This is a genomic window from Turicibacter faecis, assembly GCF_037076425.1.
GTDB classification, from domain to species: domain Bacteria; phylum Bacillota_I; class Bacilli_A; order MOL361; family Turicibacteraceae; genus Turicibacter; species Turicibacter faecis.
This window is the reverse complement of the sequence record NZ_AP028127.1, coordinates 2,233,170-2,247,500: the sequence shown is the minus strand read 5'-3', so window position 1 is coordinate 2,247,500 and position 14,331 is coordinate 2,233,170. Positions and strand designations below refer to the sequence as shown.

Annotated in this window: 8 protein-coding genes, 1 tRNA gene and 3 rRNA genes (1 of these 12 cut by a window edge); 9 read left to right on the top strand and 3 right to left on the bottom strand. The window is 38.5% G+C overall.

The window, feature by feature from the left end; genetic code table 11:
• From AACH31_RS10950 to AACH31_RS10935, 4 genes are all read left to right on the top strand, one after another.
• Positions 1 to 130: ribosomal RNA gene (locus tag AACH31_RS10950) — 16S ribosomal RNA — on the top strand; it begins 1,387 nt to the left of the window's first position.
• Positions 131 to 222: 92 nt separating this feature from the next.
• Positions 223 to 3,117: ribosomal RNA gene (locus tag AACH31_RS10945) — 23S ribosomal RNA — on the top strand.
• A gap of 173 nt (positions 3,118 to 3,290) precedes the next feature.
• Positions 3,291 to 3,399, top strand: a 5S ribosomal RNA gene (rrf, locus tag AACH31_RS10940).
• Together the 16S, 23S and 5S rRNA genes with 1 tRNA gene alongside form the textbook arrangement of a ribosomal RNA operon.
• 10 nt (positions 3,400 to 3,409) lie before the next feature.
• A tRNA-Gly gene (locus AACH31_RS10935) sits at positions 3,410 to 3,483 on the top strand.
• A gap of 323 nt (positions 3,484 to 3,806) precedes the next feature.
• Here the strand turns inward: AACH31_RS10935 and AACH31_RS10930 are convergent.
• The 3 genes from AACH31_RS10930 to AACH31_RS10920 all read right to left on the bottom strand — a co-directional run bounded on the left by AACH31_RS10930 (position 3,807) and on the right by AACH31_RS10920 (position 7,902).
• Positions 3,807 to 5,903 (bottom strand): sensor histidine kinase, encoded by a 2,097-nt coding sequence (locus AACH31_RS10930; RefSeq protein ID WP_262951171.1) that lies wholly within the window; start codon positions 5,901 to 5,903, stop codon positions 3,807 to 3,809.
• A 174-nt stretch (positions 5,904 to 6,077) separates the two neighbouring features.
• Positions 6,078 to 6,776 (bottom strand): response regulator transcription factor, encoded by a 699-nt coding sequence (locus AACH31_RS10925; protein WP_161832208.1) that lies wholly within the window; start codon positions 6,774 to 6,776, stop codon positions 6,078 to 6,080.
• Positions 6,777 to 6,924: 148 nt separating this feature from the next.
• Positions 6,925 to 7,902: a tocopherol cyclase family protein gene (locus tag AACH31_RS10920; protein WP_161832209.1), complete on the bottom strand. Its 978-nt coding sequence runs from the start codon at positions 7,900 to 7,902 to the stop codon at positions 6,925 to 6,927.
• Positions 7,903 to 7,993: 91 nt separating this feature from the next.
• Between AACH31_RS10920 and AACH31_RS10915 the strand changes: the two genes are divergently transcribed.
• The 5 genes from AACH31_RS10915 (at position 7,994) to AACH31_RS10895 (ending at position 14,268) form a co-directional block, all read left to right on the top strand.
• Positions 7,994 to 8,509, top strand: a complete 516-nt coding sequence (locus tag AACH31_RS10915) for a GNAT family N-acetyltransferase (RefSeq protein ID WP_262951170.1) — start codon at positions 7,994 to 7,996, stop codon at positions 8,507 to 8,509.
• Between the two features lie 146 nt (positions 8,510 to 8,655).
• A complete protein-coding gene (locus tag AACH31_RS10910) occupies positions 8,656 to 10,035 on the top strand; it encodes a YjiH family protein (protein WP_338506642.1) in 1,380 nt (459 codons plus the stop codon).
• Positions 10,036 to 10,264: 229 nt separating this feature from the next.
• Entirely contained in the window at positions 10,265 to 10,693 is a 429-nt protein-coding gene (locus AACH31_RS10905) for a MarR family winged helix-turn-helix transcriptional regulator (protein ID WP_338506643.1), read from the top strand.
• 17 nt (positions 10,694 to 10,710) lie between these two features.
• Positions 10,711 to 12,435: an ABC transporter ATP-binding protein gene (locus AACH31_RS10900; protein WP_161832213.1), complete on the top strand. Its 1,725-nt coding sequence runs from the start codon at positions 10,711 to 10,713 to the stop codon at positions 12,433 to 12,435.
• Between the two features lie 3 nt (positions 12,436 to 12,438).
• Complete coding sequence (locus tag AACH31_RS10895; protein ID WP_262951165.1) at positions 12,439 to 14,268, top strand: ABC transporter ATP-binding protein; 1,830 nt, start codon at positions 12,439 to 12,441, stop codon at positions 14,266 to 14,268.
• Positions 14,269 to 14,331: the final 63 nt, after the last annotated feature.

The window sequence follows — 14,331 nt, the reverse complement described above, 5'->3', positions numbered from 1 at the left end:
ACGAGAGTTTACAACACCCGAAGTCAGTGGCCTAACCGCAAGGAGGGAGCTGCCTAAGGTGGGGTAGATGATTGGGGTGAAGTCGTAACAAGGTATCCCTACCGGAAGGTGGGGATGGATCACCTCCTTTCTATGGAGAAAGAGACGTTCTGTTTAGTTTTGGGAGAATTTCGATTTTCCTAGAATTGATCTTTGAAAACTAGATATCTTCTGAAGAAGAAAAGTTAAGTAATAAAGGGCGCACGGAGGATGCCTAGGCACTAGGAGTCGAAGAAGGACGCGACAAACGGCGAAACGCCTCGGGGAGCTGTAAGTAAGCAAAGAGCCGGGGATATCCGAATGGGGAAACCCGCTAGTGGTCATACGCTAGCACCGTATGGTGAATCAATAGCCATAGAGGAGACAGACCCAGGGAACTGAAACATCTAAGTACCTGGAGGAAAAGAAAGAAACATCGATTCCCCAAGTAGCGGCGAGCGAACAGGGAGGAGCCCAAACCGGAGTAATCCGGGGTAGAAGGACCTTCAGAAATGACTGAACATGATAGCCGAATGGTCTGGGAAGGCCAACCGGAGGGGGTGAGAGTCCCGTAGGTGAAATTGTGTGAAGCAGGGAAGGGATCCTGAGTACGGCGGGACACGAGAAATCCCGTCGGAAGCAACGAGGACCATCTCGTAAGGCTAAATACTACCTAGTGACCGATAGTGAACCAGTACCGTGAGGGAAAGGTGAAAAGAACCCCGGAAGGGGAGTGAAAGAGAACCTGAAACCGTGTGCCTACAACTAGTCAGAGCCCGTTAAAGGGTGATGGCGTGCCTTTTGTAGAATGAACCGGCGAGTTACGATATCGTGCAAGGTTAAGTTGAAGAGACGGAGCCGAAGCGAAAGCGAGTCTGAATAGGGCGAGGAGTACGATGTTGTAGACCCGAAACCGTGTGAGCTAGCCATGAGCAGGCTGAAGGTCAGGTAACACTGACTGGAGGGCCGAACCAGGGCACGTTGAAAAGTGCTTGGATGACTTGTGGCTAGGGGTGAAATTCCAATCGAACACGGATATAGCTGGTTCTCTCCGAAATAGCTTTAGGGCTAGCCTCGATAAGAGTCTACTGGAGGTAGAGCACTGAATGGGTGACTGCCCCCACCTCGGGGTACTGATCTCAATCAAACTCCGAATGCCAGATAGATATGATCGGGAGTCAGACTGTGGGTGATAAGGTCCATGGTCAAAAGGGAAAGAGCCCAGACCGCCAGCTGAAGCCCCCAAGTGTCCGTTAAGTGGAAAAGGATGTGGAGATGCACAGACAACTAGGAGGTTGGCTTAGAAGCAGCCATCCTTTAAAGAGTGCGTAATAGCTCACTAGTCGAGTGACTCTGCGCCGAAAATGTACCGGGGCTAAACGGACCGCCGAAGCTGCGGATTGACACGAAGTGTCAGTGGTAGGAGAGCGTTCTAACAGCGGAGAAGCAGTACCGGAAGGAGCTGTGGAGCGGTTAGAAGTGAGAATGCCGGTGTGAGTAGCGAAAGATAGGTGAGAATCCTATCCATCGAAAGCCTAAGGTTTCCAGGGGAAGGCTCGTCCGCCCTGGGTAAGTCGGGACCTAAGGTGAGGCCGAAAGGCGTAGCCGATGGACAACAGGTAGAGATTCCTGTACCACTTAATAAACTGAAGGAGTGACGGAGAAGGCTAAGTTGAGCGTGTGAATGGATTCACGTGTAAGCAGTGAGGTGGTCATGTAGGCAAATCCGCATGGCGAAACATTGAGCTGTGATGCCGAAAGCCCGAAAGGGTGAAGTCAGCTGATGTCACGCTTCCAAGAAAAGCTTCTAGGGATAATTTATTAGGTGCCCGTACCGATAACCGACACAGGTAGGCGAGGAGAGAATCCTAAGATGAGCGAGAGAACTCTTGTTAAGGAACTCGGCAAAATGACCCCGTAACTTCGGGAGAAGGGGTGCTTGTGAAAGCAAGCCGCAGTGAAAAGGCCCAGGCGACTGTTTATCAAAAACACAGGTCTCTGCTAAACCGCAAGGTGATGTATAGGGGCTGACGCCTGCCCGGTGCTGGAAGGTTAAGAGGAGAGGTTAGCGCAAGCGAAGCTTTGAATTGAAGCCCCAGTAAACGGTGGCCGTAACTATAACGGTCCTAAGGTAGCGAAATTCCTTGTCGGGTAAGTTCCGACCCGCACGAAAGGCGTAACGATCTGGGCGCTGTCTCAACAAGAGACTCGGTGAAATCATAGTACCTGTGAAGATGCAGGTTACCCGCGACAGGACGGAAAGACCCCGTGGAGCTTTACTGTAGCTTGATATTGAGCACTGGTGACACATGTACAGGATAGGTAGGAGACGAAGAGACCAGGACGCCAGTCTTGGAGGAGTCGCTGTTGGGATACTACCCTTGTGTTACTGGGGTTCTAACCCGTGGCCATGAGCTGGTCAGGGGACAGTGTCAGGTGGGCAGTTTGACTGGGGCGGTCGCCTCCCAAAGAGTAACGGAGGCGCCCAAAGGTTCCCTCAGAATGGTTGGAAATCATTCGAAGAGTGTAAAGGCAGAAGGGAGCTTGACTGCGAGACCAACAAGTCGAGCAGGGACGAAAGTCGGGCTTAGTGATCCGGCGGTACCGAATGGAAGGGCCGTCGCTCAACGGATAAAAGCTACCCCGGGGATAACAGGCTGATCTCCCCCAAGAGTTCACATCGACGGGGAGGTTTGGCACCTCGATGTCGGCTCATCGCATCCTGGGGCTGTAGTCGGTCCCAAGGGTTGGGCTGTTCGCCCATTAAAGCGGTACGCGAGCTGGGTTCAGAACGTCGTGAGACAGTTCGGTCCCTATCCGTCGTGGGCGTAGGAAATTTGAGAGGAGCTGTCCTTAGTACGAGAGGACCGGGATGGACACACCGCTGGTGTACCAGTTGTTCTGCCAGGAGCATAGCTGGGTAGCTACGTGTGGAAGGGATAAACGCTGAAAGCATCTAAGCGTGAAGCCCCCCTCAAGATGAGATTTCCCATTCGAAAGAAGTAAGATCCCTTGAAGACGACGAGGTAGATAGGTCAGGAGTGGAAGTTTGGTGACAGATGAAGCGGACTGATACTAATCGATCGAGGACTTAACTAAATAGGAAAGGCAAAAACGAGCGATTATCACAGGCAGAAAGTGAAAAGAACTGAGGAATCACGAAGGTGATGAACAGTTATTGAACTTTACCACTGTGATGCGAGAGTTGCCGGACAAGAAGAAGTAAGCAGAAGATATCTAGTTTTGTGAGATTGATAAGATCTGACAGAAGGTCTAGTGATAAGGGCAAGGAGGGCACACCTGTTCCCATACCGAACACAGAAGTTAAGCTCCTTAGCGCCGAGGGTAGTACGCAAGTGCGAGAGTAGGACGTCGCTAGGCCGAAAAAAATGCGGGTGTAGTTTAATGGTAGAACTTCAGCCTTCCAAGCTGACTGTGAGAGTTCGATTCTCTTCACCCGCTCCAAATAGCCAATCAACATCCTTCGGGGTGTTTTTTTTATATATGATAGGTTCTCATCTCTATTTATTTGTTTCATTTTGATTTGTTACATAGTAGTTTCAACTTGCTTAATCGAATGGGGAATGAATAGGGTGAGGCAACACTTTTTTTAACGGATGTTTTAATCCTAAGAGAGCTTCGTTACCGCATCACCTATTAACCATAAAAAATAAAACTCGTAGAATCTACACATAAATACCGGTGTAGTTTCTACGAGTTTTATAGTACCAAAGAGACCATTGGGCTATCCATATAGCTAATGGTTTCTTTTTAATATCTGTCTCTGCTTAGGAGTATTTTTTGACTTTTATAATGACCTTGAATAAATCACCATCTTTTGATAGCTCGAATATTGCTCCGTGTAATTCTAGGATAGATTTCACGATAGAGAGCCCCAATCCTGATCCTTCGGTGTGACGAGAACTATCCCCACGTTTAAATCGCTCTGATAATTCAGACACATCAAACCCTAATTCGTAATTTGAGATGTTTTTTAAAGTAATAACAATGTCTGATTCTTCGTACTCCATTTCAATATAAACTCGAGTTGCTGGTTGGGCGTATTTAATAATATTATTAAATAAATTTTCAAATACCCGCGACATTTTTCTTCCATCACAATAGGCATACATGTGTTGTTCAACCATTTTAGTTTTAATGGCTAATCCTTGGTCATTAAAGCGGTCATCGTATTCTGCTAATGACTGATAGATTAAGGCGACTAAATCTACTCGTTCCTTATGTAATTCGACAGCTCCACTAGCCATTTTACTAGCTTCAAATAAATCATCGATAAGAACCTTTAATCGTTTAGATTTGTTATCGATAATGTTGAGGTATTCTTGACGCTCTAAATCGCTTATATTGCTCCTTTTTGCTAAATCTACGTAATTTAGAATACTTGTAAGAGGAGTTCTTAAATCATGGGAAACATTTGTGATTAATTCCGTTTTAAGCCGTTCGCTATCCGACTGCTTTTGGCTCGACAATGCGAACCCCTCTTGAATTGTATTAATATCTCTTGATATATCTGAAATAAGATCATGGCCTTTAACTATAATCTGAGGACTTTTTTTATTTTGTGCTAGTTTTGATAATGTGTCCACAATAAGCTGAAGACGTTGAGAACATCTTTTAATAGAAAATAATAATATGGGGATAAGTAAAAGACTAATAAGGGTCACTATAACGAAGCTTCCAAAAGCTACAGTAGATATTCCCCAAATAACACCCCAAAATCCAATAAGTGCTGTAAAAATAAATAGCTTAAAGAAGATATTTCGATAGAGAGGAAATTGGCTCCAGGCTTCCTTATTGCTCATGTAAAACCCATTGTTCCACTCTTCTTGGATAATCTGAGGTTTTTTTAATCTATTTATTATTCCTTGGACCTGAAGCGTAAAAATGTAAATCACAAAGATAAGGACTATAATTTGAAAGGCTATTTTAAAAATATAGAAAGCTGTAGGTGAAGCGTGAAAATTGATTCGAAAACCTTTAATGAACAATAAAGTAGCAAAGAAAATACTAGCCTTAAATTCAATAGGTAATTGGGAATATTTTTTCCCTATCCAAGTATATTGATCCGGAATTGTTAGAGGAGTATGTCTAACTTTTTTAAAATACGAGTAGATAGGAAATAGGATAAAAATGTTTAGTACAACTGCAACAAACCAAATAATTTTGATGATAGTATTTTGAATAAAGGAGCTTTGGATCGTGGAGTTTCCCATTGGATATTTTGGTAAATAGAGGGTTCCTGTTAATCCTTGATCGGAAGCAAATGAGTTAACCGAATTTTTGAAATTTTCATTGTTTTTCCCGTAATAAGGAATTTCGAGTACATTGAGATACTTTATGTCTTCGTCGGGAACATTAGTATACGTTTCTCCATTTCTATCAACGATCTTATAATAAAAGGCATTCCCTTGATTATGAGAGTTGTAATTATAATAATCATAAATTTTATCCTTATTTTCCTGGTACTTATGATAGCGAATGATTTCTGTAATTTGTTCATCGGTTAAAGATGAGATAGGGTGATATTCGCCTGTAGTATCATCATATAAATACCGAGAGTATAGGTTATTATCAAATTTTGCATCTAAAATTTCCTCTTTGGTAACGGGAATTTCCTCTATAGGTTTTTTGAGTTGAGGGATTTCGATTTGACTTGTATAAAAATCTTTTAAAAAGTCCTCCACTTGCGATGCATATTGAAAAGATTCAAAATAATTTAAAGGGAAGATATTTCGATATTGTAACTGGATCGTTATATAGTTAAAACATAGAATAAATGTTCCGATTAAAATTAAAAATTTGATCCAATTTTTTTGACTATCTAATAACTGGTTTACTTGATTAGGTGAATCATTACTTTTCATTATATCAACTCCATTCTTTTATTATAAAGATAACATAACGTTCTTAATATCTAGTTACTAATTTTCTTAAAAAATTCTTAATATGAGGTGGAAAAAAACCATAGCCTTTAATGCTATGGTCACCGTGAATTACTTTTTAAGATGAATGTATTTCTTAATTATTATGAGGTAAATCTATGCCTCAATTTTGTAGCCAACTCCCCAGACTACTTTAAGATATCTTGGATCGCGTGGATTAATTTCGATTTTCTCCCGAATTTTTCTAATGTGTACGGCAACTGTATTCTCTGCATTATATCCAGGTTCGTCCCAGACATTTTCATAAATATCATTGATTGAAAATACACGTCCTTTATTTTTCAGTAAAAGGGCGAGAATTTTAAATTCTGTCGGTGTTAGCCGGACTTCTTTCCCATCTACATTGACTTGTTTAGTAACTATATTCATACTAAGTCCCCCTACCTCTAATAAATCTTTATTTGGCGTACTTTGTGGAGAATTAAATTGTAGGTATCTACGTAACTGGCTTTTAACACGTGCAACGAGTTCCATAGGGTTAAATGGTTTTGTAATATAATCGTCCGCTCCAATTGAGAGGCCCATAATTTTATCGGTATCTTCAGATTTTGCGGTGAGCATAATGATAGGTACATTAGAGAACTCTCTGATTAGGCTGGTGGCTACGATTCCATCAATTCCAGGCATCATGACATCCATTAAAACAAGATGGATTTCTTCTTGTTTGACTAAATCAATTGCCTCCTGTCCATTACTAGCCATGACTGTTTCGATATCCTCTCCTCTTAAATAGATACGAATAGCTTCTCGAATTTCACGTTCATCATCAACTATAAGTATACGTGGCTTTAACATAGTTGTCCTACCTCCATGAGTATATTTTCCATTATTATATCGCTATTTATGAGAAGGAGTAAATAAAACAGGGTATAATTATGATTATTTTGGGAATTCTAATAAAAGATTGTAAAAAAAGAAAATCCACAGTAAAATGTGGATATATTTAAGATATTTTTGCGGTAGTATAAAATCTGCTAAGGTCCCCTCTATATTTAATACCGCATGCTTTTCCTATTCCATGATAGATAAGGGTATTATTTTTTTTATTTAGTAAGGTTAGTTCCACCTCAGCATTTAAAATTGCTTCATATAGAAACGAGGTATTTTGATGATTTAACTCTTGGCAATCAATAAAATCCTCTGATTTACTTTTTGTTTTTAGGATTAACTGTACATTATCTTTTGTTACACACAATAAGATATCACGATCAAAGAAGGATATATTCAATTTGCTATGGTTTGCTGTGGTGAATGAATAAAATTTTTGATCAACGGTAACTCCTATTTCAAACCCTAAAAACTCCTTAATAATAGGGAGAGGGATAATTTCTAATGAGCAGGTGAGTGTCGCCCGTCCATCCTCAAAGTAATTACTTTGAATTCCAATACGCGGAGTCGGATGGCTCTTTCTCCAATTTTTTTCAATATAATACTTTCCGTTACTAAAATCAATAATTTGATTTCCAATTTTAAGGTGCCCTTCTTCAATATTTCCGTCAATGGCACAGACATGACTATGCGATTCTAGGAAGGGAATATAATTTAATAATCTCATCATGTTTGGACTACGTTTCGTATGAGGCCATTTTTTAGGAGGACCCAGATACAATAGTCCATGAAATTTCTCAAAATCAACATAAATTTTGTGAAAGCTAAATTCGTTTAACCCAATGTTTACTTTGAGGTGTCGATTATTAGAATAGAAATCGTCAACACTATATTTGCAGTAATGATAGGAATGGTTAACTAAATCAATGACTTGAATAAAACTATGATGTTTTTTTGCATCTTCAGTACGAGATATACCTGGGATAAAAGCTAACGAATAACGACCAGTAGCATCAACGATTTTAAAATACCAACCCTCAAAAAAATTAGTATATTGATCGTGGCCATGGTATAAATCAGGATTTATTTTCATTTTGGGCCTCCATATAATAACTTTCTTGTAAAAGTGTATGAGTCATGTTATTATATGCAATATTATTATATTTTATACAGAGGGTGATTGCTTGATTTCAAAGTTTGATGAAGTTTATGAGATAATGAAAGAATCTTTTCCGGTAGATGAGTTCAGGGAATATAAAGAGCAGAAAAAGCTTTTATCACGTCCTAATTACTTTTTAAAAACAACCCTACATCATGATGAAGTAACTGCTTTTTGTGCTTATTATGAATTTGATGATTTTATATATATTGAACATTTAGCTTGTACGGAAAAAGTGAGGGGACAGGGAATCGGAACTCAATTGATTAGAGATGTTATGTTAGAGGCAAAACAACGACCGATTATTTTAGAGGTAGAACCTCCAATAGATACCCTAACGAAAAGAAGAGTAGAATTTTACAAGAGATTAGGATTCATCTTAAATGATATTCCTCACTATCAACCGCCACTTAATTTAACTACGGGAACTGTAGAGTTAAGAATTATGTCATCCTGTCAATTAAGTGATGAACGTCTAAGGAAATTTAGACAAATTTTAAATACGGAAGTTTACGGTGTAGAAGAAAATTTTAAATTATAGGTTTCATGATATCCAAAAGGTCCTTGTTCGTTTATCAAGGACTTTTTTCTATATAAAGAGCGATTATTGTCGTTAAAAAGGTTGATAAGTTTTATTCTAACAAGTATACTTATAAAATCAGAGAAAAAGTAAGGGCGGTAATAGAAATGAGTAAAGATAAAAATATAAAAAACGAAGGCTCGTGTAGCTCATATAACCAGTTAGAAAAATTGAAATTTATGATACCCTCTTTCATTGGAGTTATCTTATTTATGTGTCCTATTTCTACAGCGGAAGGAATCACGATTCCTATTGCCATTTTATCAAATGGACTGAAACATCATTTAGAGAGTATTCTACCGACTATATTATTAGTTTTAGTGCTTATCACAGCTGCTGGGACAGCAGTTACTAAACTATTGAAACCGGGATTCATCGTGAAAAATAGATTTCTAAATAGTTTATTTGACGTAACCCCTATTTGGTCGATTCTTAGATTTTTAGCAGCTATATTTACGGTTATGGTATACACTAATCAAGGGATTCCATTTTTAATCTCTTCGAATACGGGGGGATTGGTGTTTAGTGATCTACTACCCATTCTCTTTTCAGTCTTCTTATTTGCGGGACTTTTTTTACCTTTATTATTAAATTTCGGATTATTGGAGTTTGTAGGTTCGTTATTATCTAAGGTGATGCGCCCCATCTTTAATTTACCGGGAAGGTCAGCAGTCGATTGTATTGCCTCATGGCTAGGTGACGGAACCATTGGAGTGTTGTTGACAAGTAAGCAATATGAGGACGGTTTTTATACTAAACGCGAGGCTGCGGTGATTGGTACGACCTTTTCACTTGTTTCGGTGACATTCAGTCTAGTTGTTATTAATACAGTTAATCTTGGGCATATGTTTATTCCATTTTATATAACTGTCACCATTGCAAGTTTGTTAGCCGCTATTATACTACCCAAAATGCCACCCTTATCTAAAAAAGAGGACGTATTTTTTGATGGAACAAAGAAGGAATCGGATGAAAAGATTCCAACTGGATTTAATTATGTTTCATATGGGTTTATGCAGGCGATAGAAAAAGCTAAATCACAAGCCTTTATAAAGGTCATTTTTATAGATGGATTTAAGAATGTGTTAGATATGTGGCTAGCTGTTATTCCAATCGTAATGGCCGTAGGAACAATTGCCTTAGTTATTGCCGAATATACTCCAGTATTTAAAATTTTAGGATTACCATTTTTACCTATTTTAATGTTATTGCAAGTTCCTGAGCCAATTGCGGCATCGCAAACTTTAGTCGCTGGATTTGCGGATATGTTACTCCCATCCGTCCTTGCCTCAACTATTAAAAGCGATATGACACGTTTTATTATTGCATCAGTTTCGGTTTCTCAATTGATTTATTTGTCAGAGGTAGGTGCACTATTGCTCTCTTCAAAAATTCCAGTGAATTTGAAGGAATTGTTTATTATCTTTATTCAACGGACATTAATCACATTACCGATTATCGCAGTAATTGCCCATTTTATTTTTTAAATGAAAAAGACAGAGAGTGTTTAATCATTTTCTGTCTTTTTTGTTTTTCAAGATTAAAATTCTAAATGATTCTCCACACTAAGGGCAGAAGATTAAATTGCCTAGTTAGAATCAGTGTTTTTTGCTATAAAAATAATTATAAAATAAAAAAATGATTAGTTAGCTAATAGTTAGTTGACTAACTATGAAGAGTAAGGTAAGATTTATTTAGCTAATAAGAGGTGATAATGTGGATAATCAAGAGATTAATGATGTAGCTAAGATATTTGGTCATTTAATAAGAAGTCATTTATCGATCGTTAAACGGGTTTTAGAGGAGGAAGGCTTATGTCCATCACAACCAGGGATTATTCATGTGTTATCGCAGTGTCATCAGGCGACTCAGGTTGAGTTAGCAAATAAGCTAAATGTGACCCCGGCGACGATTAGCGCCATGCTAAAAAGAATGGAGCGAGATGGGCTGATTGAGCGTCAACGTAGTTTAACGGATCAACGAGTAACGTATGTTTGTTTAACTGAGAGTGGGATTGAACAGGCCAAAGTTGTGAATGAAATTTTCCGTGAACTTAATTTTCGTGCATTTGGAAATTTTTCTAAAGATGAAATCGACCAAGCTAAATTCATTTTTAGAAAGTTATTAGGAAATCTACAAGATTAAAGGAGGAGGAGTTAGAGATGTTGAAATTATTTAGGGGATTAAAACCGTATGCAGCCCTAATAGCATGTGTTTTAGTTCTTGTCTTTGTCTCAACGATGACAGATTTAGAATTACCCGATTTAATGTCGGAAATTGTTAATACAGGAATTGTTCAAGGGGATATCCCTTATATTTTAGGCCGCGGTGGAATTATGTTACTTGTTGCCCTATTAGGAACGGGGTGTACCATTTTAACAAGTTATTTAACAGCTAAAATTGGTATGGGATTTAGCCGAGATTTACGTCAAAAGGTGTTTACTAAAGTTGAATCATTTTCACTAGCCGAGGTTAACGAATTTGGAACAGCATCTTTAATTACACGAACAACAAATGATATTAATCAGGTTCAACTTGTTGTAATTATGATGATGCGAATGATGTTAAGTGCCCCATTGATGATTGTTGGGGCGCTTATTCGGGCAGTTAATAAGGATATTGAGTTGTCAAAGGTTATTTTCGTTGTCATCCCTATTATTATCCTTACGATTATTATTATTGCTCGATTTACAATGCCAATGTTTAAAAAGATGCAAAAGCGAATTGATAGATTGAATTTAGTCGTTCGTGAAAATCTAACAGGAATCCGTGTTATTCGAGTATTTAATAAAGTCTCTCAGGAACAGGAGCGTTTTAACGAGGCGAGTTTAGAAGTCTCTCGAATTGCTACAATAGCCAATCGTTTAATGGGGGCATTAATGCCATTAATGATGCTTATTTTAAACCTTTCAATCATTGCTGTTATTTGGTTTGGTGGAATTCGTATCGATAGTGGAGATTTAATGGTTGGAGATTTAATGGCCTTTATCCAATATTTAACCCAAATTATGTTTTCATTATTGATGTTAACAATGATGTTTGTATTAATTCCACGTGCACAAGCATCAGCTGTTCGTATTAATGAGGTGCTTGAGATGGACCCATCTATTGTTAGTCCTACTCACGCTAAGCAACCACAATTAAAAGGATATGTTGAGTTTAAAAATGTCTCTTTTGGATATGAAGGGGCAGAAGAATATGCTATTTCGAATATTTCCTTTTCAGCTTGTCCCGGAGAAATAACAGCAATTATTGGGGGGACAGGTTCTGGAAAATCTTCAATTTTAAACATGATCCCTCGTTTTTATGACGCTGCCGAGGGAGAGGTATTAGTCGATGGGATAGACGTTCGTCAGATGAATGATGAAGAACTTCGTTCTAAAATTGGATATGTTCCTCAAAAGGCTATGCTGTTTACAGGGACTATTCGAGATAATATTTTATACGGGAAAGAAGATGCAACAGATGAAGAAATCTGTCATGCTTTGGATATTGCCCAAGCAACAGATTTTGTTTCAAAGATGAAAGAAGGAATAGAATCTCAAATATCTCAAGGTGGAACAAATGTTTCAGGTGGACAAAAACAACGACTATCAATAGCAAGGGCAGTTGTTCGTAAACCAGAGATTTATTTATTCGATGATAGTTTTTCAGCATTGGATTTTAAAACAGATGCTAAATTACGTGAAGCTTTACGAGAGGAAACGAAAAACTCTACAGTGATTATCGTTGCCCAACGCGTCAGCACGGTTATGGATGCAACACGCATTTTAGTTATGGATGAGGGACGCATCGTAGGGATGGGAACTCACGAAGAGTTATTAAAAACAAACGAAATTTATCAACAGATTGTTGAATCACAACTTAAAAAAGGGGAGGAGGAATAATTTATGGCAGGACCTATGGGAGGCCCAAAACCGGGTGGAGCAAAAGCAAAAGATTTTAAAGGGTCATTACTTCGTTTAGGAAAATATTTAAAACCATATCGTGTAGGTTTGGTCATCGTTTTTGTAGCGGCAATTATGAGTGTTGTTTTTTCAATTGTTTCTCCAAAAATCATGGCAAAGATTACGGATGAATTAATGCGCCCCATTTTAGAAATGGTTGGTGGCAATGTTTCGCCATTACCAATTGATTTTTCTTATATTTTTAAAATAATTTTAATCTTAATTGGATTATATGTGCTAAGCGCAGCCTTTAACTATTTACAACAATTTATAATGGCTGGTATTTCCCAAAAAGTGGTTTATGATTTGCGACGGGATATTGATGAAAAACTGGCCCGTTTACCCTTAAAGTTTTTTGATTCGCATACGAATGGTGAGTTATTAAGTCGATTTACGAATGACGTCGATAATATTAGTGGGACTTTACAACAGTCTATTACACAAGTTATCACATCGGTGACAACGGTCATTGGTGTATTATTTATGATGTTAACTATTAGTCCGTTGTTAACTGTTGTTTCAATTATTGTTATTCCTTTATCAGGTGTTTTAATGATGCTAGTGATTAAACGTTCACAAAAGTATTTCATTGGTCAACAGAAGGAACTTGGAGATTTAAATGGACATATTGAAGAAATGTATACAGGGCATAATGTTGTAAAGGCATTTGGTCATGAACATCAGGCAATCCATGAATTTGAGGAAATTAATGACCGCTTATACAACGTCGGATGGAGAGCTCAATTTTTATCAGGGTTAGTGATGCCGATTATTAGCTTTATTGGAAATTTAGGATATGTTTTAGTGGCTGTTATCGGAGGTGTCCTTGTTACAAAAGGAAGAATTACCGTCGGAGATATTCAGGCCTTTATCCAGTACAATCGTCAATTTACCCAACCTATTGCTCAAATTGCACAGATTTCAAATATTATTCAATCAACTGTCGCATCTGCAGAACGTGTTTTTGAATTGTTAGATGAATCAGAAGTTATTCCTGATCCAACAACGCCTCAGTGTCCAAAAGAGGACTTAGGGGCAGTAGAGTTTGAACATGTTAAGTTTGGTTATCGAGAAGATCGTATTTTAATCAATGATATGAATATTAAGGCAGAGCCGGGGCAAATGGTGGCAATTGTTGGACCAACTGGGGCAGGAAAAACGACCCTAGTTAACTTACTCTTACGTTTTTATGAATTGAACGGTGGACGAATTTTAGTTGATGGGGTAGATATTACGAACATGACCCGAGCAGCCTTACGTAAAAAGTTCGGAATGGTACTGCAAGATACTTGGCTTTTCAATGGAACAATCCGAGATAATATTGCGTATGGTCGAGAGAACGCTACAGAGGAGGAAATTGTAGCGGCTGCAAAGGCGGCCCATGCGGATCACTTTATTCGTGTTTTACCAGATGGTTATGATACTATTTTAAACGAAGAGGTATCGAACATTTCTCAGGGACAAAAACAGTTATTAACAATTGCTCGTGCCCTACTTGCTGATCCAGAAATTATGATTCTAGATGAGGCAACAAGTAGTGTCGATACACGAACAGAGCTGCAAATTCAAACTGCTATGAAGACCCTTATGAAGGGGCGTACAAGTTTTGTGATTGCCCATCGTTTGTCGACAATCCGTGAGGCGGATGTTATCCTAGTGATGAAAGATGGAGATGTCATTGAGACTGGAAATCATGAGTCTTTAATGAAGCAAAATGGTTTTTACGCGGATTTATATAATAGTCAATTTAATCAAGAAGAGGAAGAGGCTTAGTGAAGAAAGGTCTATGAAATTTAGTTTCATAGACCTTTTGGTTATTTTGTCGGAAAAAGTGTG

Excerpts from the sequence above, each read along its gene's own strand:
- AACH31_RS10930 (WP_262951171.1), bottom strand. The coding sequence starts at position 5,903 with ATGAAAAGTAATGATTCACCTAATCAAGTAAACCAGTTATTAGATAGT.
- AACH31_RS10925 (WP_161832208.1), bottom strand. The coding sequence starts at position 6,776 with ATGTTAAAGCCACGTATACTTATAGTTGATGATGAACGTGAAATTCGA.
- AACH31_RS10920 (WP_161832209.1), bottom strand. The coding sequence starts at position 7,902 with ATGAAAATAAATCCTGATTTATACCATGGCCACGATCAATATACTAAT.
- AACH31_RS10910 (WP_338506642.1), top strand. The coding sequence starts at position 8,656 with ATGAGTAAAGATAAAAATATAAAAAACGAAGGCTCGTGTAGCTCATAT.
- AACH31_RS10900 (WP_161832213.1), top strand. The coding sequence starts at position 10,711 with ATGTTGAAATTATTTAGGGGATTAAAACCGTATGCAGCCCTAATAGCA.
- AACH31_RS10895 (WP_262951165.1), top strand. The coding sequence starts at position 12,439 with ATGGCAGGACCTATGGGAGGCCCAAAACCGGGTGGAGCAAAAGCAAAA.